The organism is Halostella pelagica, from assembly GCF_004762015.1.
Taxonomy (GTDB): Archaea; Halobacteriota; Halobacteria; order Halobacteriales; family Natronoarchaeaceae; genus Halostella; species Halostella pelagica.
Genome location: NZ_SJES01000003.1, coordinates 435,398 through 458,926 on the forward strand (window position 1 = coordinate 435,398; position 23,529 = coordinate 458,926).

Consider the following 23,529-nt stretch of genomic DNA (forward strand, 5'->3'; position numbering starts at 1 on the left):
GTTTACCGCGGGGCGGGTCTGATAACAGACGGTACCTGATGAATAATGGTGAAGTAACTTACTTAATGGAGTACTGTTTACACCCGCGAAATGACTGTTGTCGTACTGGGTATCGACGCTCTAGATCCCGACCTCGTGGATCCAGCCCAGCATCCTCACCTCACGCTAGAGAACTACCGCTCTATCGAAACGATCTCCAGCAGTGCCGGCGAACCGAGTACGCACGAACTGTGGCCGACGATCATTACCGGGCTCAAACCGGCTAATCACGGATTAACGCTCGAAGATGACGGAGTCGCATGGGGTAACCCCCTTCTCGACGCCGGCAGTACTGCCGCGGACTACGTCCTTCCCGACGGGCTACAGAACCGGATCGGGGAATGGCTACTCACGAATACGGCGGCGGATGCGTTCCGGACTCCAGCGGACTACTACGAGGAAAACGGGATCGAGACGGTGTTTGACGGACGCGACGCGAAACCGATCGGGATCCCGAACTACGTCGTAGACCCCGACGAAGAAGACCGCGAACACGCGTTACGTCGGAGTCTCGGCGACCTCTTCGAGCGCGACCAGTCTGCCGTAGGCGGACACAGTTCGTCGGACGCGGACGCCTTCTACGAACAGTGTATGGAGATGGCGATGATCCGACTGGCACGAACTCGCCGGGCCCTCCGGAACGGCGAGTACGAACTCGTGTTCGGCTACACGAGCGGCCTCGACCTCATCGGTCACGTGGCCTACGACCGTCCGGACCTCCAACACCGTGCGTACGAGGAACTGGACCAGTTCGTCGGTGAACTCGGTGACGACCTCGGACCAGAAGACGAACTGCTGCTGGTGAGCGACCACGGACTCCAGGACGGAGTACACACCCACGAGGCGATGGTCGCCGCGACGAACGAACGGCTGGTAGAGGGTGTAGAGAGCGTCACCGACGTGCGAGCGGCCATCGACGCTGAACTCTCCGCGACGGACCACGACCGGACACCACGAAGGGATATCGAAGGCCCGGCCGATACCCACGACGGAGACGAAGTCCGCGAGCAGTTAGAGAACCTCGGCTACATGTAGTACTTATGAAACCAAACGTCCTCCTCGTCGTCCTCGACAGTGTCAGAGCCAAAAACGTCTCCGCGTACGGTCATCACCACGAAACGACACCGTTTCTGGACCGCTTCGCAGACCGGGCGACGCGCTACGAACAAGCCCGGTCGCCCGGGGCCAAGAGTCTCACGAGTCATACGAGCCTTTTCACCGGCCTCCACGTCGAGGAACACGGCGTCACGTCGACCGACCACTCTATCGACCCTGAATACACTGTGTTCGCCGACCTCCGCGACCAGGGGTACGATACCGGTGTGTTCTCGGAGAACACCTGGATCACGGACGTCGAAGTCGGGCTGAAGGACGGCTTCGATACCGTCGTGGGCCCCCAGAACTCGCCGTTTCCGGACGCCGTCAATCCGAAGGAGTTCGTCGCGAAGGAAGGCCGCGGCCAGTACGGGGAGTATCTGAAGGCGTCACTGACGAGCGCTGCGCCCGTTAAATCGTTACTGAACGGCGTCGCGATGAAGTTGGCCTGGGACCATCCCACTCTCGTACCCGACTTCCTCAAGGCGACGACGCCGGCCGACGTCTACACCGATTTCTTCCTCGACTGGCAAGCGGAGCGCACCGGTCCGTGGGCCGCTTGCATCAACTTGATGGATGGACACATCCCGTACGAACCGCGCGACGAACACGACCAGTGGGGCGGCGAGAGAGCGCGGGCGATCCAGAACGAGACGGAGGATCACAAGTGGGAGTTCAACGGCGGTCAGCGCCCATGGTGGCAGCGAAAGGCCGTCGAAAGCCTCTACGACGGTGCGATACATCAAATGGACGCGGAACTGGAGCGACTTCTGAAGACGTTGGAAGAGCGAGGCGTCCTCGATGAGACGCTGGTTGTGATCACGAGCGACCACGGAGACGGGTTCGGAGAGCCGAGTTTCGTTCGGCCGAACACTCGCGTGTCGGAACACGGCGTGGCGATCCACGAAACCCTGTTCCACGTTCCGCTGTTCGTGAAGTCGCCCGGCCAGACGGAGGGACGAACCATCGAGGAACCGGCCACGCTGACGGAGTTCCCCGCAGCAGTTCGTGCGGCAGTGGACGGAACGTACCGTGACGGTGACGAGTTCGTTCCGGACGGACCCGTGCTGGCGTCGGCGGCGGGACTTACCGAACCCCTGAAAGAACGTGCGAGTGAGTACGTCGACGACCTCACACCGTACACGGCACGGTCGAAAGCCGTGTACGAGACACACGAGAACGAGGTTCGAAAGCACGTCACGTGGCGCGACCAGTCGGCGACCGTCGGCATCCGAGACGCACAGACGGTGTATCTCTCGTCCCGAAACGACTCGGCATCGGGAACGGCAGTCGAAGCGGCGTTCGACGGTATCGACGATGCCGGCGTCAAAGCGGACGCCGGCGGCGTCGAGGAGGTAGACGAGACGACGTATCAACGCTTGGAGGACCTCGGCTACGTGTAGGACCGGAACGTTCGGAGAGAAACCTACTTTTATTGTAGCTCACCGTTGCGAATACAGACATGCAAGCAGTCATCCTCGCTGCGGGCAAAGGAACCCGCCTCCGCCCGCTCACCGAAGACAAACCGAAAGTCCTCGTCGAAGTCGACGGAAAGCCGCTCATCGAGGACGTGTTCGACAACCTGGTCGACATCGGCATCGACGAGTTCGTCGTCGTCGTCGGCTACAAGAAAGAGAAGATCATCGAGCGCTACGACGACGAGTACCGCGGCGTCCCGATCACCTACGCTCACCAGCGCGAACAGTTGGGGCTGGCGCACGCGCTTCTCCAGGCCGAACCCCACGTCGACGACGACTTCGTGCTGATGCTCGGCGACAACATCTTCCGGGCGAACCTCGGCGACGTGATCCGCCGTCAGCAGGAGGACCGCGCGGACGCCGGCTTCCTCGTCGAGGAGGTACCGATAGAGGAGGCGTCGCGGTACGGCGTCTGCGACACGAACGAGTACGGCGAGATCGTCGAACTGATCGAGAAACCGGACGACCCGCCGTCGAACCTCGTGATGACCGGGTTCTACTCGTTCACGCCGGCGATATTCCACGCCTGTCATCTGGTCCAGCCGAGCGACCGCGGCGAGTACGAACTCCCGGACGCCGTCGACCTCCTCATTCAATCCGGGCGGACTATCGACGCGATCAGGATGGACGGGTGGCGGATCGACGTCGGCTACCCCGAGGACCGTGACGAGGCGGAGCGTCGATTGGACGAGACAGAGGCCGCGGATCACTGAGTCGGATCGAAACCGTCAGAACCGGAAACCACAAATCCCTCGTCGTGGACAGGTCGGATATGAACGTCCTCGTTACCGGTGGCGCGGGCTTTATCGGCTCGCACATCGCCGAACGACTCCTCCGTGACGGGCACCGCGTGACGGTGCTCGACAACATGGACCCGTACTACGACCTGGGGATCAAAGAACGCAACGTCGAACGCTGCCGTGACGCCGGTGACGACCGCTTCGAGTTCGTCGAGGGGTCGATCACTGACGAGGGGTTAGTTCGCGACGTGATCGCTGGCGACGACATCGAGTTCGTCTACCACGAGGCGGCGAAAGCCGGCGTTCGGACGAGCGTCGAGAACCCACAGGCGTACAACGAGAACAACGTCGGGGGCCTCCTGAACCTCCTCGAAGCGGCGGACGACCACGGCGTGACGCGACTCGTCAACGCCTCCTCCTCCTCCGTGTACGGCAAGGACGACTATCTGCCGTACGACGAGGAGCATCCAAACTACCCGCAGAGCCCTTACGCGATCACGAAGCTGAGTTCCGAGCACTACTGTCGCGTGTGGGACAACCTCCACGATATTTCGACGGTGAGCCTGCGCCACTTCACCGTCTACGGCCCGCGGATGCGGCCGAACATGGCGATCACGAACTTCACGACCCGATGTCTCAACGGCGAACCGCCGGTGATCTACGGCGACGGTCAGCAGACGCGCGACTTCACGTACATCTCCGACATCGTCGACGCCAGCGTCGCGTTGCTCGATACCGACGCTGCCGACGGCGAGGAAATCAACGTTGGCTCGTCGGGCAACATCACGATCCAGAAACTCGCCGAACACATCATCGCGGAGACGGGCGCGGACGGCGACATTGAGTACACCGACGCCAACGAGGCCGACGCACGCCACACGCACGCCGACGTGTCGAAAGCGGCGGAGTTGCTTGACTACGAACCGCAGGTGAGCATCAGGGAGGGGGTCTCCCGGTTCGTCGACTGGTATCGGGAGAACCGCGAGTGGTACGAACCGCTGGTGATCAACTCGTGAACGTCTCTATCGTCGGAAGCGGCTACGTCGGAACGACCGTCGCGGCCTGTCTCGCCGACCTCGGTCACGAGGTCGTCAACGTCGACATCGACGAGGACGTCGTCGCGTCGATCAACGACGGCGACGCGCCGATCCACGAGGACGGCCTCCAGGAACGGATCGAACGGAACGCGGGCGGTCGCCTCCGCGCGACCACCGACTACGCCGCGGCCGCAGAGACGGACCTCACGATGCTGTGTCTGCCGACGCCGTCGGAGGCGGACGGCAGCATCGACCTCGCAGTCATGGAGGCCGGCGCGGAGGCGCTCGGCGACGCGCTCGCCGAGAAGGACGGCCGTCACGCCGTCGTCACGAAAAGCACCGTCGTCCCCGGCACTACGGACGACGTGGTCGGCCCCGCCGTCGCCGAGGCATCGGGCAAGACCGTCGGCGACGACCTCGGCCTCGGGATGAACCCCGAGTTCCTCCGGATGAGCACGGCCGTCGAGGACTTCCTCCACCCCGACAAGATCGTCGTCGGAACTGAACAGCCGTGGGTCCGGGACCGCCTCCACGAACTCTACGCCGACCTCCGGGAGGAGACGACCGTCGTCGACACCGGCCTGCGAGAGGCCGAGATGATCAAGTACGCCAACAACACGATGCTGGCGTCGAAGGTGTCGCTGGTCAACGAACTCGGCAACGTCTGCAAGGAACTGGACGTCGACGCATACGAGGTGTTCGACGCCGTCGGCCTCGACGACCGCATCTCCGACCAGTTCCTGCGCTCAGGGCTCGGCTGGGGCGGCTCGTGCTTCCCGAAGGACGTCGACGCCGTCCGCGCGGTCGCCCGCGAACAGGGGTACGAACCCGAACTGCTGAACGCCGTCGTCGACGTGAACGACCTGCAGCCCCGCCGGATGGTCGGCCTCCTCGCGGACCACGTCGACCCCGAGGGCGCACGCGTCGCCGTCCTTGGAGTCGCGTTCAAACCCGGCACGGACGACGTTCGGGGGTCGCGCGCGATGGACCTCATCGGTGTCCTTCGGGACCGCGGCGCGGAGGTCGTCGCGTACGACCCCGTCGCGACCGAGAACGCGCGGGAGAAATACCCCGACGTGCGCTACGCCGACTCCGCCGAGGACGCGCTGGCCGACGCCGACGCCGCCATGGTCGCGACCGACTGGCCCGAGTTCGACGAGCTCGATTTCTCGGCGATGGCCCGCTCGGTACTGATCGACGGCCGCCGGATCGACGTGGACACGGATGCGCTTGACGTGTATGAGGGATTGACCTGGTAGGCGGTGACGTGGCGGTGATCTAGTCGTCAGTGAAGAGACGACGCGGCAGGGGAACAGGCGCAGTGATCACGGCGGCCGGTTTCTCGGTTCTCGCAGTGATATGGGCTCTACCGTGTGAGTACGACATCGAGGAGAGCGGACGCTCAGGCCGAACCGGACCGAGATGGAAACCACTTTACTTTCGAATCGAAATAGTACTACCACGTGCGACGCATTCCGAATCCCGTCCGCCTGCTGATCCTGGCGACGAAGTTCCCGGCGCGGCTCCTGGCAGCGTTCATGCGACGCAGTCCGAACCCCGTCCGCCTGCTGATCCTCGTGATCGGTCTCGGCCTCGCCCGCGCCGGTTTCATCGACGAAGAGCGCGCGCGCCGGACAACGGATCTGGCCTGGCCGCGCATCGTCACCGGTATCGCCAGGATGTCGAAAAACGCCGTCGACGTGGCGATGGTCGGCGTCGCGCTCGGGTCGGTCGCTATCGCGGGCGTCGGATTCGCCTCGGCGTACTGGGGCATCGCGTTCTCACTTGGCGGCGGGTTCGCCGCCGGGACCATCGCGCTGGTCTCACAGCGCTACGGCGCGGAGGCGTACGACGAACTCGGACAGGCCATCCGGTCGAGCGTCGCCTTGGTTATCGCGGTGACGTTGCCCGTCGCCGCGCTGTTCTATCTCGTTCCGGCCGAACTCGTGTCCGTCATGACCGACGACCCCCGGACGATCGAACTCGGGGCCGACTACCTCCGAGTGCTCGCCTTCGGCGTCCCCTTCGCCGGCCTGAACCTGATCGGGAGTCGGATCTTCATCGGCGTCGACGACGCGTACACGCCGATGCTAGTTCGGGCGGGCGGGGCGACGGCGAACGTCGTCGCCAACGCCGCGCTCATCTTTGGTCTGGGAATGGGCGTCGTCGGCGCAGCCATAGGGACGGTGCTTGCGAACGTCCTCGTAACCGCGACGTTCGTCGGCGGTCTCGCTTTCGGATGGCTTCCCGGCAGAGGGGACCTCTGCGTACAGGTCGACTTCCGTGGAACCTACGCAGACGTCGGCGTGTTGCGGGACATCGTCACGATCGGTCTCCCCGTGGTCGGGCGGAACTCGGTGTGGACCGCCGCCAAGTTCCCCATGCTCGCAATCGTCGCGCTCTTCGGACAGAACGTCGTCGCGGCGTACGTCATCGCGCGGCGCATCTGGGGGATAATGAACACGCCGGGGTGGGGCTTCGGCCTGGCGTCCTCCAGTCTCGTCGGGCAGGCGCTCGGCAGCAACGACGAGGCGCTCGCCGACGCGTACGGCCGCGACATCATCCGGTTCGCTATCGCGACCTACGCCGTCGCAGCGGTCGTGGTCGCGGTCTTCGCCGAATCTATCGTGATCTCGTTCGTCGGCGACGCCTCCGACCCCTCGGTCCCCGTCGCCGTGGCACTGCTGTACGCGGCCTGTATCGCCACTCTCGCGCAGGCAGTAAAGGGTGCGGCGGCCGGACCGCTCGACGCGAGCGGCGACACGCGCTGGCCCTTCTACAGCCAGGCGATCGGGATGTTCGGCTGCGCGATACCCATCGCGTATCTCGGGGCCACGACGCCGCTGGGGCTGATGGGTCTCTACCTCTCGTTCGTCGCGGAGACGACGGTTCCGGCGGCGATCAACTACCACCGCTTCGCGACGGGGAAATGGAAGTCGATAAGCCGAGCGTTCCGCCCTGACTCCGCCGTGGCTGACGACTGAGTGGAACTGTTGTACGTCAGTGCTGTAGTTCGCCGACACGGGATCGCGAAATCGGGACACAGTCACAACAGTCCCTATGAGACCGGATCATGGCCGTCACTCCGCGCCGGAGGACGGCGGCGGTTCGCTGGCAGGCGACGACTCCTCGACGGGCGCTGGTTCGTCGTCGAGCGCCGGGTCATCGCGGGACTGCTTACCGTTCGACTCCGAGAGCGTCGACTGCTGATACCCGCCCGTCTCAGCGGAGAGTAGTTCGACGCCCTCGACGAGAAGCCCAACGGCGAGCGGCCCGGCGATGATGCCGATAGGACCGAGGCTGAGCAGTCCGCCGGAGAAGCCGATGAAATACAGGGTACTCGGGAGATTAGCGCTCCGGCGGGCGAGACGAGAGCGGATCAACACGTCGGGGAGATAGCCGATGAAAACGGCACCGGCGACCCCCATCAGCGCGGCGGCGGCGGCGTCGCCAGCGAGCAGTTCGTAAACGACGAGGACGCCGATGAGGACGCTCGGGCCGACAATGGGGAGGAACTGCAACACGCCAGCGACGACGGCGAAGGTGAGCGCTCCGGAGTAGCCGAGTGCGGTGAACACGACGGCCGCGACGGCGAACGTGCCGACCGCCGTCGCCGCCTGCAGGACGTAGATAGCAAACAGCGTGGACCGGGCGCGGGCGTGGAGCGCTTCGACCACGTCGCGGTACTCGACCGGAACAGTGCCAACGACCGCGCGATAGGCCCGCTGCTGACCGAGCAAGAGGCCGAACACGACGAAGGCAAACAGCGCGAACTTGACGGCGAGGATGGACGTGGTGCCGAGTAGGCTGACGGCGATATCTCCGAACGAGTCGGCGACGGCCGCCTGAACGTCGCTGACGACGATGACCTGCTGGAAGCCGAACGCATCGACAGTGACCGACGGCGGGAGCGCATGAAACAGTTCGACCAGCTGATCGCGTCGCCGGTAGAGAACGAGTCCGAGCGGAGCAAACACGGCGATTGCAGCCCCGAACGCGAGCGACGACGTGACAGCGCTCGCCCACCACGGCGGGAGTCCGTAAGCGACTAACCGGCGGTACAGCGGGGCGGAGACGGCGGCGACCGTGACCGCGAAAAACACTGTCGCCAGGACATCGCGAAGGATGACCGCCGCGATGACGGCGAGGAGAACGACGATGCCGGAGAGGACGTGTTGACGACTGCGGGACACGAACCTATCGTGACGCGGAACCGATAAAAACGCTTCTCCCGGACGAACCGCTCGCCGCAACCGACCGACTATTCCCCGAACTGACGCTGTTCGGCCTCTCGGAGTTCGATCCGCCGGATCTTTCCGCTGGATGTCTTCGGGAGTTCGTCGACGAACTCGATCCGCCGCGGGTACTTGTACGGGGCTGTCTCAGCTTTCATGTACGATTGGAGGTCGTCGATCAGGTCGTCGCTTCCCTCGTAGCCGTCCGCGAGGACGACGTACGCCTTCACGACGTTGCCTCGCTCCTCGTGCGGGCTGGCGACCGCCGCTGCCTCCGCGACGGCCTCGTGGTCGACCAGCGCGTCCTCGACCTCGAAGGGCCCGATGCGGTAGCCCGCCGAGATGATGATGTCGTCGGCCCGCCCCTCGAAGAAGAAGTAGCCGTCCTCGTCCCGCCGGGCGAGGTCACCGGTGCGGTAGTAGTCGGCACCGGAAGAGGAATCCCCTTCCGAGCCCGCACTCGCTTCGCTCGCGCGGACGCGAAACGTCTCCCGGTCGCGTTTGGGCTGTTCGTAGTAGCCGTCGAAGATGGCGGGGCTGTCGACGGGAACGGCGATCTCGCCGGTTTCTCCCGGTTCGGCCTCCGTCTCCTCAGCCACATCGAGTATTGTCGTCCCGACGCCGGGCGCAGGTTTGCCCATGCTCCCGGGCTTTACGTCGATGCCGGGGTAGTTCGTCACCAGCGCGACCGTCTCTGTCTGGCCGTAGCCGTCCCGCGGCGTGACGCCGACGGCGTCCTCGAACGCCCGGATCGGCTCGCGGTTGAGCGGTTCGCCGGCCGACACGGCCTCCGTCAGGGCGAGGTCGTAGTCGGCGAGGTCGGTCTGGGTGAACAGCCGGTACTGGGTCGGCACCGCACAGAGGCGGGTGACTTCCTCCTCGGCCATGAGGTCGAGAAACGTCTCCGGGTCGAACTCGCCCTCGTAGAGGAACTGGGGAGCGCCGGTCGTCAGCGCGACGCCGACGGGGCTCCAGAACCATTTGGCCCACCCGGTGCCGGTGGTCGCCCAGAGTAGCTCGTCCGAGAAGTCGGTGTCGCGGTCGACCCCCCACCAGTACGGCCCGTTGATCCGTTCGAAGCAGTAGAGCCAGCGGTGGCGGTGGAGGACCGGTTTCGGCTTACCCGTCGTGCCGCTGGTGTAGTTGATCGACATCGGGTCCGACGCGCCGAGGTCCGGCCCCTCGTGGTCGGGGTCACGGCCGTCGACGAGGTCGGCGTACGCGTGCCAGCCCTCGCGGTCGGCAGTGCCGCTTGCGTCCCCCTCGTCGTCCAGCACGATCACGGTCTCAAGCGGCGTCTCAGAGGAGGATTCCGAGTCCGAGGCATCACGGACCGAAGCGTCCGACGGCGTTTCGTCGAGCACCGGTTCGACCATGTCAGTCAGGTCCGCGTGGACGACGATGGTGTCGGCCTGGCAGTCGTTCGCCCGGAAGGCGATATCGTTCGGCTTGAGCATCGACGAGCAAGGCACCAGGATCGCGCCGCGGGCGAGCGCGCCGATCTGCACGGCGAACGCGTCGGGGTGGCGCGGGAACAGGTGCATCACCCGGTCGCCCTCGCCGACCCCGAGGTCGGCGAGCGCCGCCGCGAAGCGGTTCGCGTCGTCGCGGACCTCGCCGAACGTCCGCTCCGCCTCGCCCCCGTCGGCGTCGCGGTATCTCACCGCGAGGCGGTCGCCGAACGATTCCGCGTGGTCCTCCAGAACGGATGGGAGGGCGTAGTCCGCGGGGATATTCCACTCGAAGGCGTCGCACTCCCGTTCGTAGTCGAGTGACATACCCGATTCCTCAACGATCAACCATTTGAGTTTTGCGCCGAACCCGATATCGGTTCCCGACGCCGTCATGGCGGATCGGCGGGGTTAAAAACACCCAGTACAACCACCGAGTAATGAGACGGCGAACGTTTCTTACGGCGAGCGTCGGCGCGGCCAGCACTGCGCTTGCGGGTTGTATCACGCAAGACAACGATGACGGGGCCGACGACGACGACGACGAGGAGTCGACGCTGACGACGCCCGAGAGCTTCGACGGGACCCTTACCGTCGCAACGTACGAGTCGTTCGTCGACGCACCGAGTTCCAGCCCCGGAGAGTGGGTCAAAGAGAAGTTCGAATCGATGCACGACGGCGTCACGCTAGAGTGGCAGATAGCGGAAAACAGCGTCACCGAGTTCGTCCAGCGAGCGCAACGGGACGCCGAGATCGATGCCGACGTGTATCTCGGCCTGAACGTCGACGACCTGGTTATCGCAGACCGTGAACTCGACGAGTCGCTGTTCATGAGCGCCGACAGGTACGGCTTCGAGAACCGGTCGGCCATCAAAGACGACCTGCTGTTCGACCCGCAATCCCGCGCGCTCCCCTACGACACCGGGTACATCTCGCTGGTGTACGACGAGAACGAGGTCGACGAGCCAGAGACGTTCGACGACCTGACGACCGACCCCTATGAGGGGACCCTGCTCGCACAGAACGCCCAGTCTAGCGACCCGGGCCGGGCGTTCATGCTCTGGACGGTCGACCAGTTCGACGAGGACGGCTACCTCGACTACTGGCAGGAACTGGTTGACAACGACGTCCGCATCTTCAGTTCGTGGGGCGACTCCTACGACGCCTACAGCGCGGAGGAGCGGCCGATGGTCGTCTCCTATTCGACTGACCAGGTGTACGCGAACCGCTACGACCAGGACATGAGCCGTCATCAGGTCGCCTTCCCGAACGGGCAGGGGTACGCCAATCCGGAGGGGATGGCCGTGTTCGAAGCGAGCGACAGTCCCGCGCTCGGCTTCGAGTTCATGGACTTCATGCTCTCGCAGTCGGCCCAGTCCGAAGTCGCCGTTCGCAACGTCCAGTTGCCCTCGACGGACCACGCCGACCTGGACGAGGAGTTCGACCAGTACGCTCACGTGCCCGACGAAACCGTCATCTTCAGCTACGACCAGTTGCAGGGCAACCTGAACGACTGGGTCGACGACTGGGCGCGCGAGATAGCCGGGAACTGAACCGGGAGAGACGACCGTGAAACCCGTCGAGCGAAGTGTGTCGTGGGTCGAACGCCACGCGCTGGGAGTCGCCGCCGCGGCGACGGCCGCCGTTATCGCGGTCATGTTCTATCTGCCCGTGGGGATCGTCCTCTCGGAAGCTGTTGGGATCGCCCCCGGATTCCCGCCAGCCGTCTCGCTCGACGCCTTCGCCGAGGTTCTGTCCGACTCATTCTACGTGGGCGCGCTCGCCGGCGTCGGCGCGGACCCGTTCGCCGTCAGCCGCCACGCCGACAACGTCGCGTCGTGGGCCGCCGCCTTCCTCGCCGGGGAGGCCGGGCTGCCGTCGTTCGGCCTGTTCGGCTTTACTGCCTATCAGGCGCTCCTCTCGACCGTCGCGAGCGTCGCCCTCGGCCTCCCGGGCGCGTACGTCCTCGCCCGGTTCGAGTTTCCCGGCCGGCGGACGATCCGTTCGCTGACGATCCTTCCTTTCATCCTCCCCTCGATCATGGTCGCCATCGGCTTCATCGCCATGTTCGGTCGCCGCGGCGTCGTCAACGACCTCCTCGCTACGGTCGGACTCGGACCGATAGACGTGATGGGGACGCTCTCCATCGTCATCGTCGCCCACGCGTTCTACAACGCGCCGCTGGTCACGCGGGTGACGGCCGCCGCGTGGGAGAGCGTCGACGCCCGCACCGTCGAGACGGCGCGCAGTCTCGGCGCGAGTCGACGGCGTGCGGTCCTCGACGTCGTCGCGCCGCAGCTCCTGCCCGCAGTGCTGACCGGCGCGCTCCTCACGTTCGTTTTCACGTTCATGACGTTCCCTATCGTCCTCGCGCTCGGCGGACTGCGGCTGGCGACCGTCGAGGTGTGGGTGTACAATCTATTAGGGAACATGAACTACCGTGAGGCCGCCGCGCTGGCGACGCTCGAAACCGCGCTGTCGCTCGCGCTGACCTACGCGTATCTGCGGTACGAGGCCCGCCAGGCCGCGGGGAGTCGCGGGGCGAATCCGCTACAACGCGTCCCGCTGTTCCCGTCGCTCGGGTCGCTCCGGTCCCCCGTCCGCCTCGGCGTCCTCGCCTACGCCGCCGTCGTCGTCGTCGTGTTCGTCGGCCCCGTTCTGAGCATGGTGTGGACGAGCGTGACCGGCCCCGACGGTCTCACCCTCGCGTACTACGAGTTCCTCGTCCAGCGGCAGGCCGAAGGCTCCGCGGTCCAGACGAAACCGTGGCCCGCGGTGCGCAATTCGCTGACGTTCGGCGTCGCGACGCTCGCGGTCGCCCTACCGATGGGCGTCGCCGCCGCCGTCGTGACGACCCGGAAGTTCCGCGGCCGCGCCGTCGTCGGTGCCCTCGCGATGGGACCGATCGCCGTCAGCGGCATCGTCACCGGCGTCGGTCTCCTGCTCGGCCCCGTTTTCGGCATCCCGCTCGGCGGCGGCTGGCGTCTCCAGGTGACCGGCGCGACGGCTATCGTCGCCGCCCACGCCGTCGCCGCGTACCCGTTCGTCACCCGCTCCGTCGCCCCGCTGCTGGGCCGTCTCGACCCCGCGATGGTCGAGTCCGCTCGCGCGCTCGGCGCGAGTCGCGCCCGGGCGCTCGTGGATGTGGAACTCCCCCTGGTCGCCGCGGGCGTCGTCGCAGGCGCGGCCTTCGCCTTCGCCATCAGCGTCGGCGAGTTCGATTCGACGGTTATACTCGCGGAGGGGTCCAAGAGCTACACGATGCCAGTCGCCGTCGAACGCTACCGCGGCCGCCGTCTCGGCCCGGCGACCGCGATGGGAACGGTCCTGCTCGTCGTCACGAGCGTCAGTTTCGTCGTCATCGACCGACTCGGGGGGCGGTTCGAGCGTGGTTGACCTGCGCGTCGACGCCGTCTCGAAACGGTACGGCGAGACGACGGCGCTCGCGGACGTGAGTCTGACCATCGCAGACGGCGAGTTCTTCACCCTCGTCGGTCCCTCCGGTTGCGGGAAGACGACGACGCTCCGGGCCGTCGCCGGATTCGAAAGCCCGACGACCGGCGAAATACGCTTCGGCGACCGCGAGATGACCGGCGTCCCGCCCGAGGACCGGGACGTGGGCATCGTCTTCCAGTCCTACGCGCTCTTTCCGCACATGAGCGTCGCCGAGAACGTCGCTTACGGCCTGCGGTTCCGCGACCCGCCCGACGGCCAGTCAGTCGACGAGCGCGTCGCCGACCTCCTCGACCTCGTCGACCTCAGTGGGACGGGCGAGCGCGACCCCAGCGAACTGTCGGGCGGTCAGCAACAGCGGGTCGCACTCGCTCGCGCGCTCGCACCCAACCCGCAACTTCTCCTGCTCGACGAGCCGATGAGCGCGCTGGATGCCCGCCTCCGCGAGCGACTCCGCCAGCAGGTCAAGCAGATCCAGTCGGACCTCGGGATCACGACGCTGTACGTCACCCACGACCAGGAGGAGGCGCTCGCGGTGTCCGACCGCGTCGCCGTCATGCGCGACGGCCGCGTCGAACAGGTCGGCACGCCACAGGACATGTACCGCCGCCCCGAGACCCGCTTCGTCGCTGAGTTCGTCGGCGAGAACAACGTGTTCGAGGGCCGGGTCGCCGGTCACGCCGGTGAGACGACGACGGTAACGGTAGACGGTGAGGACCTGCTGATCTCTCGCGTCGACGCTACCGAGGGGGAGTCCGTCGCGTTCTGCGTCCGCCCCGAAGCGCTGTCGGTGGTCGACGGAGCGGCCGACGGCAGCGCCGGTGACACCGCGGACGGGAGGACTCTCGACGCCCCCGCGAACCGCCTTTCCGCCGATGTGGAGTACGCCGAGTTTCTGGGCGAGGCGGTTCGTGTCCATGCGACGTGGAACGGGCGAGATCTCGTCGTGCGCCTCCCGGACGAACCGAACGACGGCGCGCTAACGGTCGGGTTCGACCCCCGGTCGGCACACGTCGTCGAAGGCGACCGGTAGAACTTTCGTCGGTTGATCGATACGTTTTCGTGATGCATCTCACACGGAGAGGACTTCTCGGCGCGGTCGGCGCGGCCGGGGTCTGTGGCGTCGCGGGCACGGCAGTCGGACGCCGCAGGGCGAGGCAGGCCGACGAAGAGATGTGGACGACGAGCTACGACGCCGGCCGCGTGGAGTACGCCGACGCTGCGGCCCGGCGCGGTGACGCCGTTTTGCTCGCCGGCCGATCGATCGGCCAAGAGACGACAGCGTACTGGACGCTGGCGGTCGGTTCCGATGGCGAGAAGCGACCGGCGACGACGTTCGAGCGAGAGACACAAAGCACCGTCGACGCAGTGGTGCCGACGCCCGAGGCCGCCGTGGTCGCGGGCATCGATCTTGGGCCGGAGGACGCCGTCACGGCTCCGTGGACGCCGTGGGTATCGAAGGTCGGTCAGGACGGGGTCGAGTGGACTTACGGAAAGGACGAGGTAGAGGAGGACTACCGAGTCAGCGGCACTGCCCGGACGAACGGCGGCGACTACGTCATCGTCGGCTCCCGGGGCATCTACGACCCCGACCCGTGGATACTCCGCCTCGCCGAGGACGGGAGCGTCATACAGGAACGGTCACTGGACCGAGACCGACCGGCGGAGTTCTGGGACGTCACCGCGGTCGGCGACGGCGAAATCGTGGTCGGCGGGACCGTCGGCGAGTCTCGGGAGTCGTCCGCGTTGCTCCTGCGGATCGATTCGGATGGCGATACCCGCTGGGATCGGACGTACGACGATGCTGACGGGGTCGGCCTCACCCGCGTGCGGTCGGTGGCGACCGACGGCGACGGGGTCGCACTCGCGTTGGACGGCCACACGGACGGTGACGCCGGTCCGACAGTCGGATGGGCTGACGGTGAAGGGTCGCTCGAACAGGCGACGTACCTGTTCCCGTCGCAGGCATCGGCGGCCGAGTCGGTCGTCCTCACTGACGCCGGCTACCTTGTCGGCGGGAATTTCGTCCTCGAAGACAGCGTCGACGACTACTGGCTCGCGGCCGTCGACCGCAACGGCAGCGTTCGGTGGCAGGCCCGATACGACGATGGAGGCTACTTCGGTGACCTCCTCGGCGACGGAGCGTACGCCCTGTTCGCTGGTGGTGACGGAGAGGATGCGACCCTCCATCGGTTCGACTCCGCGACGGTTCCCCGTCGGAACGAGGCGCGGAGCGCGTCGATGGCGAGCGAGCAAGAAACGACTGAAGCGGCGACCGACCGAGCATCCCCCGATACCGCCGACGGCGGGACGACGCCCGGGGACGCCAGTACTGAGGAGACAGCGACGAGCGGTACGCCCGGATTCGGCGTCGGCGAAGCCATCGCAGGGAGCGCCGCACTCGCGCTGATCCGTCGGCGGCGGTGCGACGACTGACCGCCACAGCGGCCAGCCTCGACTTCGCGGCCGCCGTCTTTCCTGGAACCGACGGAGCCCGACCGTATCACGATCTCCAGATGAAACCAAGGGGTCTCAGCCGTGGACTGCCGCGGGAGTGCTACTCCACGCTCGACCAGAATCGGTCCAGCCCTAACGACAGCATGTCGGGGCTCACGGGCTGGAACTCGTCGTCGTCGGGCAGGTACTCTCGAACGCTGTCCCACGAATCGCGGGCGTACCGCTCGTCGACGAAGACGCGGACGCCCACTTCCTCCGGGCCGCGGATCACGCGGCCGATGGCCTGACGGGCCTTCCGTACCGCGGGGATGGTCAGTGCGTACTCGAACCCGCCGCGGGACGCCCCCCGAGAGCCTCCGTCACCGGAACCGCCGCCGAACTCGCGGTCGTACGCCGTCCGTACCGCTCGCGTCCGAGGACTGGCGGTGTTGATGATCGGGACGCCACAAACCACCGCGGCGCGGAGTTTGTCGCCCTGATAGTCGACACCCTCCGTGAGCGTGCCGCGCAAACTGGTGACGAGCACTTTCGACTCGCCCGCGAAGAAGTCGTCTTTGAGGTTCTCGGTGGCGTCGTCGCCACTGGACTCGTCGATGAGGACGGGTTTGTCGACGCGCTCGCGCAGACTCCCGGCCGCCCACTCCGCCTCCGCGTAGTTGGGCATCCCGACGAGTACGTTGCCCGGCGAGCGCGCGACTTCGGCGATAGCGTCCGAGTAGGTCTGGCGCGTCTGGTTGCTCTCATCCGCGGTCCGCTGGTCGGTGCCTTCGCCGCTCGTTTGCCCCGGCTCACTCGGCGGCGACCCACGGTTCTGATATGTGAACTTCGGCGCGTCCACCGCGAAGCTCTCGCGGTTCTCCGCGGGGAAGTCGAGGCCGTAGGTCCGCTCGACGACCGGGCGGTCCTCCTCGTGTTCGATGTGGCGTAACCCCGTCACCTCGGCGAACATGTCGAGCGGTTCGAGCGTCGCGCTCATCAACACGCCGCCGCCGAACTCCGCGAGTTGCTCGCCGATGGCGTCGCTGGGGACGCAGTTGTGCATCGAGAGGCTGGCGTTGTACGCCCGACGCCAGGAGCCGTCGGGCTCCGTCGAGTCCCAGGTCCGCTCGAGTTCGATCTCGCGGAAGTAGTTCGTGTGACCGTTTCGGTACCACTCGCCGAGAACGCGGCCCGCGGCCGGTGCGGCGCGCTGTTTCTGCTCGTCCTCGGCCTCGTTGAGGATCCGTGCCACGACCGCGCCCACCGTCTCGGCGCGCACCCAGACACCCCCGCCGTACCCCTCGCGCTCGGCCCACTCCGAAATATCGTCTTCCTCGGGCGTCTCGGGGTCTCGTAACGGTATCTCCTCGTCCGGTAGGTCGTTGAGGTTCGCCTTCCATCCGCGGTGTTCCCGTTCGAGATGCGCCGTCACGCGCCGGTCCAGTTCGTCTCTCAGGTCCCTGATGAACTCCCGGGTCGACTGCAGTTCCGAGAGCGTGACGTCGCTGTCTTCTAGTTCGCCGCGGATGAGGTCGGCGTCCGCTCGCGCGTTGTCGCGCCCGTCGCCCTCATCGAACTGGATCGGCTGGATGACGCGGGAGAGTTCCGTCTCGGCGTCGCGCAGCGTCCTGTCGCCCACCGCCTCGCTCACCAGGTCGCGAACGCGCGGCTCCAGCATGTGCGCCTCGTCGCAGACGACGAACGTCGAATCGTCCAACAGTGCGCCGGTAAAGGAGCCGGTCGTCGTCGGGTCGAACGCGTGATAGTAGTTCCCGACGACGACCTCCGCGTGGCCGAGCATCGCGCCCATCATCGAGTGCGGACAGGTGCCGTGTTCGACCGCGCGCGCCACGAGGTCGTCGGGCGTCAGGTGGCCGGCGGCGGTGAAGTCGAAGGGGACGGCCTCCGCCGGGTCGCCGTCCTCCGGAAGGTCCGCGAGGTACTGCGCGTAGAACGGGCAGTACTCGGTGCCCTCGGACTCGGGCATGCCCTCCGGATACGGCGACGGCGAGTCGGCCGTTTCGAGATACGTCGCGCCGCCCGACCCCGAGTCGGCGAGGCCGACCTGCTGGCTCCGGGCGTCGGCGGTGAGCGCCTCCGCCGTCGTCGGTCCATCGCCGGTGAGGCCGCGGGTGCGGTCCCGAAGGTCCTCGCAGCGGTCGTACACGTTCTCGTCGTCGATGCCGCCCGCGCCCTCGCGGTTGTACGGGCAGACGTCGGCTTTCCCCACGAGCGTCAGCCCCGAGACGGAGCGGTGGTCGTCCGGGAGGTTCGAGTTGATAGTTCGCATGTCGGCTTCGAACTGGCGGAGTTGCTGTTTGACGCTCGTCAGCGCGACCACGCGTTCGAAGTCGCTGTCGGGGTCGCGCACCAGCGAGATCCCTGCAGTCAGAGCGAGCATCGTCTTGCCCGTTCCGCAGGCACCTTCGAGCGCGACGAAGCCACCGTCTCGCGCCGTTTCGACGGCCGTTTCGATGCCGTCTTTCTGGTCGTCGTACGGGTGGTCGTGACCGAACACGTCCCGCCAGGTGGCACCCATGGTATCATCCGCTATCACTGCCGCGTCGGGCATAGGACTGTCGGAACACTGGCCGCGGCTTCCGAGAAAAACCTTCGCACGAAGCCGTGGTTCGACGGCCGATCAGCGGACCGAGTGTCGCGACGGGAACCGAAAACGGCCGGTGGTCCCCACGGCCGGGCGACCGACGCGGTGTGAGTTTCGCCTACCGGGTGCTTTCGTCTACGGAGTGCTATCGCTTTCCGGCCCGGTACTGTCGCCGTCCGATCCGGACCGGTCGCCGTCCGAACCGGTGCTTTCCGCCTTGTCCTCGGCCTTCTGGGCCGACTCATCGATCTTGTCGGCCGCCTCCTGGCCCCCTTGCTCGATCTTGTCGGCCGCGCTCTCGCCGGTTTCCTGGATCGTGTCCGCGGCTTTCTCGGCGGCCGATTCGGTCTCGTACGCCATCTCTCCGGACCGCTGGGCGGTCTCGTCGGACAGCGTCTGGGCCTTGTCGGTCACCTTGCTAAGGGTCTCGCCGGGCGACTCCGACCGTCGACGCAGCGCGTAGGTGACCCCCAGCGCAGCGCCGACGAGGAGCAACTTGGGGAGCACGCTACTCCCGTCATCTCGGCTGGTTCCGCGAGACGCGGAGACCGACTCCGTCGCCTCCGATTCTTCCATCGCCTCCCGCAACGACTGTTTCAACAGTCCCCGAACGATACCGTCGGTTTTGGCGGGCGAGCGTCCCGTCCGAGCCTCTTCGAGAGACTCTTTGAACACTTCCTTCAGTGCCTCGCGAACGATTCCTGTGGCCAGTACTGCTAGCGTCTCCTTCCTGTTCTGTGATAAAGCGCTACTCATCGTAATCCCCCGGAAAAGCGATCCACACGGACCGTGGAATAGGTTCGGGGTCACTGATTCGGTAACTGTGAGCTACTGACGCGATAGCTCCAGACCGCTGATGAGATAGCACCGACCGGTGACTCGATAGCCCCAAGCCACTGACCCGGTGACCCCGATTTGCTCGTTGGGTCGTCCCTGCGCTCTCGCCGTACCGCCGACGACGGAGTGATGAGTGTCCGACGGACACCTACTCGTTCACGTCGGGTCTTCGGCGTCACCGTCGCGGGTTGTCCACGTGGACTGGCCCTCTCCGCCGGCGGTTTTGTACACGCCCCGCGCGTCGGCGACTGCGTCGCCCGCTCCGTTCGTGATGTCGACGGAGACGACGGTCGTAGTGTCGCCGTCTCTGTCAACTTCGGCCTCCGCGCGTAGAGACTCGGTCGCCGGCGAGAGGTAGTCTATCCGCATGTCTATCGTCGGGTTCGGTTGCTGATGCAGCGAGAACACCGCCGCGCCGCCGACGGTGTCCGCCAGCGAGTAGGTGACGCCGCCGTGTGCGACGGTCGACCACGGAACCGAGGAGTGATGCTCCGCGAGGTCCAGCGTGGCGACGGCGCGGCCGTCCTCGACCGACTCCAGTTCGATGCCGAGATGCTCGACGAACGGTAGCCGTTCGAACAGCGACTGTGCGTTCAGGTCGTCCATACCGCTTTACGAGTACGGAGGAAAATAAACTATCCGCACGTAGTTCGTTTCTTCTCGGTGGGGCAGGCTGAAAGACCGCCCCGTGCAATCGACCAGACGCAACCATTACCCGCCGCCCGCCCGAATCCCGACGTATGACCGACGCGTTCGACGAGACGGCATGGCGGCGGGAACTGGAGATCCAGCGAGAGCAGAAAGACGAGTTCTTCGCCGAACACCGTCAGTCGCCCGTCCCGCCCGAGCAGCGAGAGGCGTTCGACGGCCTGGACTACTTCGACCCGGAACCGGACTACCGCGCCGAGGCAACCGTCACGGTCCACAACGACCCGGAACCGGTGACGATGGACACTACCGCCGGCACCGAGGTGCGGTATTTGCGCGAACTGACGCTCACCGTGGAGATACGCGGCGAACAACACGACCTCGCAGCGTACCGTCAGGAGGGCGACGAGCAGTACTTCGTTCCGTTCCGCGACAAGACGACGGGCCAACAGACGTACGAAGGCGGTCGGTACATGGAGTTCGAGAGCGAGGGAGAACTAGAAGACGGCGACGAGATAGTGCTCGATTTTAACCTCGCGTACTCCCCCTTCTGCGCGTACAGCGAGACGTTCGCCTGTCCGCTTCCGCCCGATGAGAACTGGCTGGACGTTGCGGTAGAGGCCGGCGAGAAAGCGCCCTGAACAGTCTGTTGTAGCGGAGGGCTCAGTTGGGAGTTGACCGAGTCAGGGCGCGACGCCGACGGTCAGCAGCGTGCCGAATTCTCGGTATCGTTCGACCATGTCCTCGCGGGTTTCCCAGTTGTCCGTGGGGAACTCCTCCGCGGGCGGAATGTCCATCTCGCGGTCCGGAATAGTGTCTTGCTCGGCGACGAAGAGACCGGCGTCGCGGAACGCCTCGCGGTACCGCTCGCGGGACCAGCGAGTCATGTCGATATCGATCTTCTCCTGCCAGTCGTGTGAGTGGACGTTCTCCTCGTAGTAGTTCACCGCGCAGTAGAACGTCCCGCCGGGGCGGAGGATCCGGCGCACCTCGCTGAGGGTCTCGTCGGGATCGCTCGCATAGTAGAACGCCTCCATCGACCAGACGTGGTCGACGGAGTTCTCCGCGAACGGGAGCGCTCCGAAGTCGCCGACGACGTAGCCGACCTGCGGGTCATCCGTGTACTCGCTGGCGTTGCGCGCCATCTCCGGCGATCCGTCGAGGCCGTACGCGCGGCCAGCGTCGTTGGTGTCTCGCAGCGCACGACCGGCGTAGCCGCTGCCGCAACCGAGGTCGAGGACGACATCGCCCTGTTCGACCGGCATCCGCGAGAGGGCGTGTTTCGCGGTGTGCCAGTGTCGTTTCTCCATGCCGCGGTCGCGGCCGGTGGCGGCCCACTCGTCGAACTCGGCTCTGACGCTCATGGGCATCCGTAGACGGTACGGGGACAAAATCGGTTCGGACCCGCGCCGCGACTCGGGAATGTTATCAACGCCGGTCCGAGAGATAGGGTATGGCCGACCGTCGGAAACGATACCGCATCGCCGACTCCGCACAGCAGGTCGTCGGTGGGTTCCTGCTCGCGGGGCCGTTCGTCGTCACCGAGGAGGTGTGGGTCCTCGCCGCAAACATGACGTTCTGGCACGCCCTGTTGACCGTCGGGATCGTCGCCGGTATCGGGTACGGAGCGCTGTACAAGGCTGATTCCGGACGCGATGCGGAACAGGAGGCCGAAGTCGCCGGCATCCCGGTGCGGTTCCTCTCGCTGATGGTCGTCTCCTACGGGTCAGTGCTACTGCTCGCTCTCGCACTGACCGCCCCGCGGACGTTTCTCCTGCAAGAGGAGATACTCGCCGATCCGACGACGGCGGCCATCACGATGACCACACTGAAGGCCGTCTCAGTCGGCGCGATATTCAGCGTCGTCGGCGCAGCCACGGCCGACAGCGTGTTCTAAGGGCTCCCTGCGACGGCCGGACCCAGCAATCTTAAGTTGATCCCCCTCGCTTCACGGGGTATGGATTACACGCTCGCGATAGATGACAGTCCTGACACGGTACCGGGCGGGACTGGCGTACTGTTGCTCCACCCCAGTACGGGCGAAACAGACCGTATCGACACGGATTTTCTGAAGAAAGACACCGACCGTTTCCTCGTCATATCCACGCGAACGACGGCGCGGGAGGTCACCCAGAAACTCGACTACTACGACGTCGATGCCGAGAGCGCCGTCATCCTCGACACCCTCTCAGTAGACCGCGGCTACTCCCGCCGGAGCAGCGAGAACGTCCACTACGTCGGCGCGCCGGACGACTTGGACGGCATCGTCCAGCAAACCGAGGAGTTCCTCGCCGGTCACGACGGGAAGCTCCGGGTGAGTCTCGACTCGATCACCGAACTCGCCTACTACGCCGGGGAAGAATCGACCATGGACGCTATCCGCGCGATTCTCGCTCTGCTCGACGACCACGACGCGGTCGGACTGTTCCATCTCGCCACCGAGGTCCATAGCGACGATGTCGTCGACTCGTACCGCGACCTCTTCGACGGCGTCATCGACCTGAACGAGGACGGGACCGTCACCACTGACTTCTAAAGTTCTCCGAAGGTTTTCTCCGCCCAGGTGACGGCGTACTCGACGCCGTGACTCCTGTAGGCACTCGTATCCAGCGCTGCGAACGGCGCGGGCAGTTCCAGACCGTGTTTTATCGCCGCGCAGGCGAGTTCCGTCGCGTCGGAGAACTCCGTCTCGTTGCGGGCCACTTCCCCCGGGAGGTCGTCAAGACGGCCCTCGATCCGCGTCCCGGCGTCGTGCCAGGTCTCCCCCAGACGCGGGCGCTCGGCCGGCCAGTCCGCGAACGTTTCACGGGTGTGCAAGCCGATCCAGCCGTCGTACAGCGCCGCGGCGACCTGATACGTCGCGTTCGGGTCTAGGGGGACGACGTCGGCGAGGTCCGAGTACGAGTCGCGGAAGAACCCGAGGAAGTGCTCGGGTTCGCCGGTCCCGACCTGGACGAGTGCCTCGGCGATCAGGAAATCGACGAACGGCTCGGGCGACCCCTCGACTCTCGGTTTGACCAGAACTGCTGGCGGGACAGTCTGGCGAGTCCAGGTGACGCTCCCGTCGCCCGGCATGCCGACCGTGAAATCGGTTCCCGCGTAGCGTTCGAGCAGTCGCGGCGCGTCGTCCGGTAGCCACGCCGCGGGGTGGGTCGCCGGGTCGAGTTCGTCGACGAACAGCCCAAGGTCTTCGGCCTGTTCCGGGCGAATCGTTTCGAAATCGGTGGCGCAGTCGAGCACGACGGCGTCGGACGCATGCGTCTCCCGGATCGCTTCGAGGTCCGACGGGAGGTCGCGGGTCCCGAACATCAGGCGAGCAAGGACTGGATGACGAGAACGACCGCCAGCAGTCCGGAGACGCCGATGGTACCGACAACGACTTTCGTGGCTTCGCTCATACTCGACGGGAATGCCCGCGAGCGCATAAAACCACCTCAATCCGGTCGAGTTTGGAGTTGCATCAGTGGTCAAAGCA

The 23,529-nt window shown here is 65.8% G+C and carries 21 protein-coding genes; 13 read left to right on the plus strand and 8 right to left on the minus strand.

All coding sequences use genetic code 11. The features are described from left to right. Positions 1-90 precede the first annotated feature (90 nt). The 6 genes from EYW42_RS10270 (at position 91) to EYW42_RS10295 (ending at position 7,373) form a co-directional block, all read left to right on the plus strand. Positions 91-1,074, plus strand: a complete 984-nt coding sequence (locus tag EYW42_RS10270; protein ID WP_135535167.1) for an alkaline phosphatase family protein — start codon at positions 91-93, stop codon at positions 1,072-1,074. Positions 1,075-1,079: 5 nt separating this feature from the next. Beyond that, complete coding sequence (locus tag EYW42_RS10275; protein ID WP_135535168.1) at positions 1,080-2,537, plus strand: sulfatase; 1,458 nt, start codon at positions 1,080-1,082, stop codon at positions 2,535-2,537. A gap of 59 nt (positions 2,538-2,596) precedes the next feature. Beyond that, positions 2,597-3,325: a UTP--glucose-1-phosphate uridylyltransferase AglF gene (gene aglF, locus EYW42_RS10280; RefSeq protein ID WP_135535169.1), complete on the plus strand. Its 729-nt coding sequence runs from the start codon at positions 2,597-2,599 to the stop codon at positions 3,323-3,325. Between the two features lie 59 nt (positions 3,326-3,384). Beyond that, positions 3,385-4,368, plus strand: coding sequence for a GDP-mannose 4,6-dehydratase (locus EYW42_RS10285; protein WP_135535170.1), 984 nt, complete (start codon positions 3,385-3,387; stop codon positions 4,366-4,368). Continuing rightward, positions 4,365-5,648, plus strand: coding sequence for a UDP-glucose 6-dehydrogenase AglM (gene aglM, locus EYW42_RS10290; protein WP_135535272.1), 1,284 nt, complete (start codon positions 4,365-4,367; stop codon positions 5,646-5,648). Before EYW42_RS10285 ends, aglM begins: the two co-directional genes overlap by 4 nt. A 279-nt stretch (positions 5,649-5,927) precedes the next feature. Continuing rightward, positions 5,928-7,373 (plus strand): MATE family efflux transporter, encoded by a 1,446-nt coding sequence (locus EYW42_RS10295; protein WP_135535273.1) that lies wholly within the window; start codon positions 5,928-5,930, stop codon positions 7,371-7,373. Positions 7,374-7,469: 96 nt separating this feature from the next. Here the strand turns inward: EYW42_RS10295 and EYW42_RS10300 are convergent, their stop codons facing one another. Both EYW42_RS10300 and EYW42_RS10305 read right to left on the minus strand, forming a co-directional pair. Next, positions 7,470-8,582 carry an AI-2E family transporter gene (locus EYW42_RS10300; RefSeq protein ID WP_161972938.1) on the minus strand — a complete coding sequence of 371 codons (1,113 nt, stop codon included), beginning with the start codon at positions 8,580-8,582 and terminating at the stop codon, positions 7,470-7,472. Between the two features lie 68 nt (positions 8,583-8,650). After that, the gene (locus tag EYW42_RS10305; protein ID WP_135535172.1) at positions 8,651-10,402 is read right to left on the minus strand and encodes an acyl-CoA synthetase; all 1,752 of its coding nucleotides are present in this window, start codon (positions 10,400-10,402) and stop codon (positions 8,651-8,653) included. Positions 10,403-10,515: 113 nt separating this feature from the next. On the opposite strand from EYW42_RS10305, the gene EYW42_RS10310 reads away from it, so the two are divergent. From EYW42_RS10310 to EYW42_RS10325, 4 genes are read left to right on the plus strand one after another with little or no spacing between them, the layout of a single operon-like run. Next, on the plus strand, positions 10,516-11,628 hold the full coding sequence (locus tag EYW42_RS10310; RefSeq protein WP_135535173.1) for a thiamine ABC transporter substrate-binding protein: 1,113 nt from the start codon (positions 10,516-10,518) through the stop codon (positions 11,626-11,628). A gap of 16 nt (positions 11,629-11,644) precedes the next feature. Beyond that, the gene (locus EYW42_RS10315; RefSeq protein WP_375137130.1) at positions 11,645-13,471 is read left to right on the plus strand and encodes an ABC transporter permease; all 1,827 of its coding nucleotides are present in this window, start codon (positions 11,645-11,647) and stop codon (positions 13,469-13,471) included. Next, positions 13,464-14,561, plus strand: coding sequence for an ABC transporter ATP-binding protein (locus EYW42_RS10320; RefSeq protein WP_135535174.1), 1,098 nt, complete (start codon positions 13,464-13,466; stop codon positions 14,559-14,561). Before EYW42_RS10315 ends, EYW42_RS10320 begins: the two co-directional genes overlap by 8 nt. 32 nt (positions 14,562-14,593) lie before the next feature. Beyond that, complete coding sequence (locus EYW42_RS10325; protein ID WP_135535175.1) at positions 14,594-15,964, plus strand: hypothetical protein; 1,371 nt, start codon at positions 14,594-14,596, stop codon at positions 15,962-15,964. A 121-nt stretch (positions 15,965-16,085) separates the two neighbouring features. On the opposite strand, the gene EYW42_RS10330 is transcribed toward EYW42_RS10325, so the two are convergent. The 3 genes from EYW42_RS10330 to EYW42_RS10340 form a co-directional block, all read right to left on the minus strand. Beyond that, a complete protein-coding gene (locus EYW42_RS10330) occupies positions 16,086-18,536 on the minus strand; it encodes an ATP-dependent DNA helicase (protein ID WP_237561307.1) in 2,451 nt (816 codons plus the stop codon). Between the two features lie 168 nt (positions 18,537-18,704). Next, the gene (locus tag EYW42_RS10335; protein ID WP_135535176.1) at positions 18,705-19,325 is read right to left on the minus strand and encodes a YtxH domain-containing protein; all 621 of its coding nucleotides are present in this window, start codon (positions 19,323-19,325) and stop codon (positions 18,705-18,707) included. A gap of 237 nt (positions 19,326-19,562) precedes the next feature. Further along, on the minus strand, positions 19,563-20,012 hold the full coding sequence (locus EYW42_RS10340) for a PaaI family thioesterase (RefSeq protein WP_237561308.1): 450 nt from the start codon (positions 20,010-20,012) through the stop codon (positions 19,563-19,565). 134 nt (positions 20,013-20,146) lie between these two features. Between EYW42_RS10340 and EYW42_RS10345 the strand changes: the two genes are divergently transcribed. Then, positions 20,147-20,695: a DUF1684 domain-containing protein gene (locus EYW42_RS10345; RefSeq protein ID WP_135535177.1), complete on the plus strand. Its 549-nt coding sequence runs from the start codon at positions 20,147-20,149 to the stop codon at positions 20,693-20,695. A 42-nt stretch (positions 20,696-20,737) separates the two neighbouring features. On the opposite strand, the gene EYW42_RS10350 is transcribed toward EYW42_RS10345, so the two are convergent. Then, positions 20,738-21,418, minus strand: coding sequence for a class I SAM-dependent methyltransferase (locus tag EYW42_RS10350; RefSeq protein WP_135535178.1), 681 nt, complete (start codon positions 21,416-21,418; stop codon positions 20,738-20,740). Between the two features lie 89 nt (positions 21,419-21,507). Between EYW42_RS10350 and EYW42_RS10355 the strand changes: the two genes are divergently transcribed. Together EYW42_RS10355 and EYW42_RS10360 are read left to right on the plus strand one after the other, a co-directional pair. Further along, complete coding sequence (locus EYW42_RS10355; RefSeq protein ID WP_135535179.1) at positions 21,508-21,951, plus strand: DUF2391 family protein; 444 nt, start codon at positions 21,508-21,510, stop codon at positions 21,949-21,951. 60 nt (positions 21,952-22,011) lie between these two features. Then, positions 22,012-22,590 (plus strand): DUF7090 family protein, encoded by a 579-nt coding sequence (locus EYW42_RS10360; RefSeq protein ID WP_135535180.1) that lies wholly within the window; start codon positions 22,012-22,014, stop codon positions 22,588-22,590. On the opposite strand, the gene EYW42_RS10365 is transcribed toward EYW42_RS10360, so the two are convergent. Continuing rightward, a complete protein-coding gene (locus EYW42_RS10365) occupies positions 22,587-23,363 on the minus strand; it encodes a DUF7089 family protein (RefSeq protein ID WP_135535181.1) in 777 nt (258 codons plus the stop codon). The genes EYW42_RS10360 and EYW42_RS10365 overlap by 4 nt on opposite strands. Further along, positions 23,363-23,452 (minus strand): hypothetical protein, encoded by a 90-nt coding sequence (locus tag EYW42_RS20685; protein WP_449271870.1) that lies wholly within the window; start codon positions 23,450-23,452, stop codon positions 23,363-23,365. The genes EYW42_RS10365 and EYW42_RS20685 overlap by 1 nt, the downstream gene beginning before the upstream one ends. Positions 23,453-23,529 lie beyond the last annotated feature (77 nt).

Excerpts from the sequence above, each read along its gene's own strand:
- EYW42_RS10270 (WP_135535167.1), top strand. The coding sequence starts at position 91 with ATGACTGTTGTCGTACTGGGTATCGACGCTCTAGATCCCGACCTCGTG.
- EYW42_RS10275 (WP_135535168.1), top strand. The coding sequence starts at position 1,080 with ATGAAACCAAACGTCCTCCTCGTCGTCCTCGACAGTGTCAGAGCCAAA.
- aglF (WP_135535169.1), top strand. The coding sequence starts at position 2,597 with ATGCAAGCAGTCATCCTCGCTGCGGGCAAAGGAACCCGCCTCCGCCCG.
- EYW42_RS10285 (WP_135535170.1), top strand. The coding sequence starts at position 3,385 with ATGAACGTCCTCGTTACCGGTGGCGCGGGCTTTATCGGCTCGCACATC.
- EYW42_RS10295 (WP_135535273.1), top strand. The coding sequence starts at position 5,928 with ATGCGACGCAGTCCGAACCCCGTCCGCCTGCTGATCCTCGTGATCGGT.
- EYW42_RS10305 (WP_135535172.1), bottom strand. The coding sequence starts at position 10,402 with ATGTCACTCGACTACGAACGGGAGTGCGACGCCTTCGAGTGGAATATC.
- EYW42_RS10310 (WP_135535173.1), top strand. The coding sequence starts at position 10,516 with ATGAGACGGCGAACGTTTCTTACGGCGAGCGTCGGCGCGGCCAGCACT.
- EYW42_RS10325 (WP_135535175.1), top strand. The coding sequence starts at position 14,594 with ATGCATCTCACACGGAGAGGACTTCTCGGCGCGGTCGGCGCGGCCGGG.
- EYW42_RS10330 (WP_237561307.1), bottom strand. The coding sequence starts at position 18,536 with ATGCCCGACGCGGCAGTGATAGCGGATGATACCATGGGTGCCACCTGG.
- EYW42_RS10335 (WP_135535176.1), bottom strand. The coding sequence starts at position 19,325 with ATGAGTAGCGCTTTATCACAGAACAGGAAGGAGACGCTAGCAGTACTG.
- EYW42_RS10340 (WP_237561308.1), bottom strand. The coding sequence starts at position 20,012 with ATGGACGACCTGAACGCACAGTCGCTGTTCGAACGGCTACCGTTCGTC.
- EYW42_RS10345 (WP_135535177.1), top strand. The coding sequence starts at position 20,147 with ATGACCGACGCGTTCGACGAGACGGCATGGCGGCGGGAACTGGAGATC.
- EYW42_RS10350 (WP_135535178.1), bottom strand. The coding sequence starts at position 21,418 with ATGAGCGTCAGAGCCGAGTTCGACGAGTGGGCCGCCACCGGCCGCGAC.
- EYW42_RS10355 (WP_135535179.1), top strand. The coding sequence starts at position 21,508 with ATGGCCGACCGTCGGAAACGATACCGCATCGCCGACTCCGCACAGCAG.
- EYW42_RS10360 (WP_135535180.1), top strand. The coding sequence starts at position 22,012 with ATGGATTACACGCTCGCGATAGATGACAGTCCTGACACGGTACCGGGC.
- EYW42_RS10365 (WP_135535181.1), bottom strand. The coding sequence starts at position 23,363 with ATGTTCGGGACCCGCGACCTCCCGTCGGACCTCGAAGCGATCCGGGAG.
- EYW42_RS20685 (WP_449271870.1), bottom strand. The coding sequence starts at position 23,452 with ATGAGCGAAGCCACGAAAGTCGTTGTCGGTACCATCGGCGTCTCCGGA.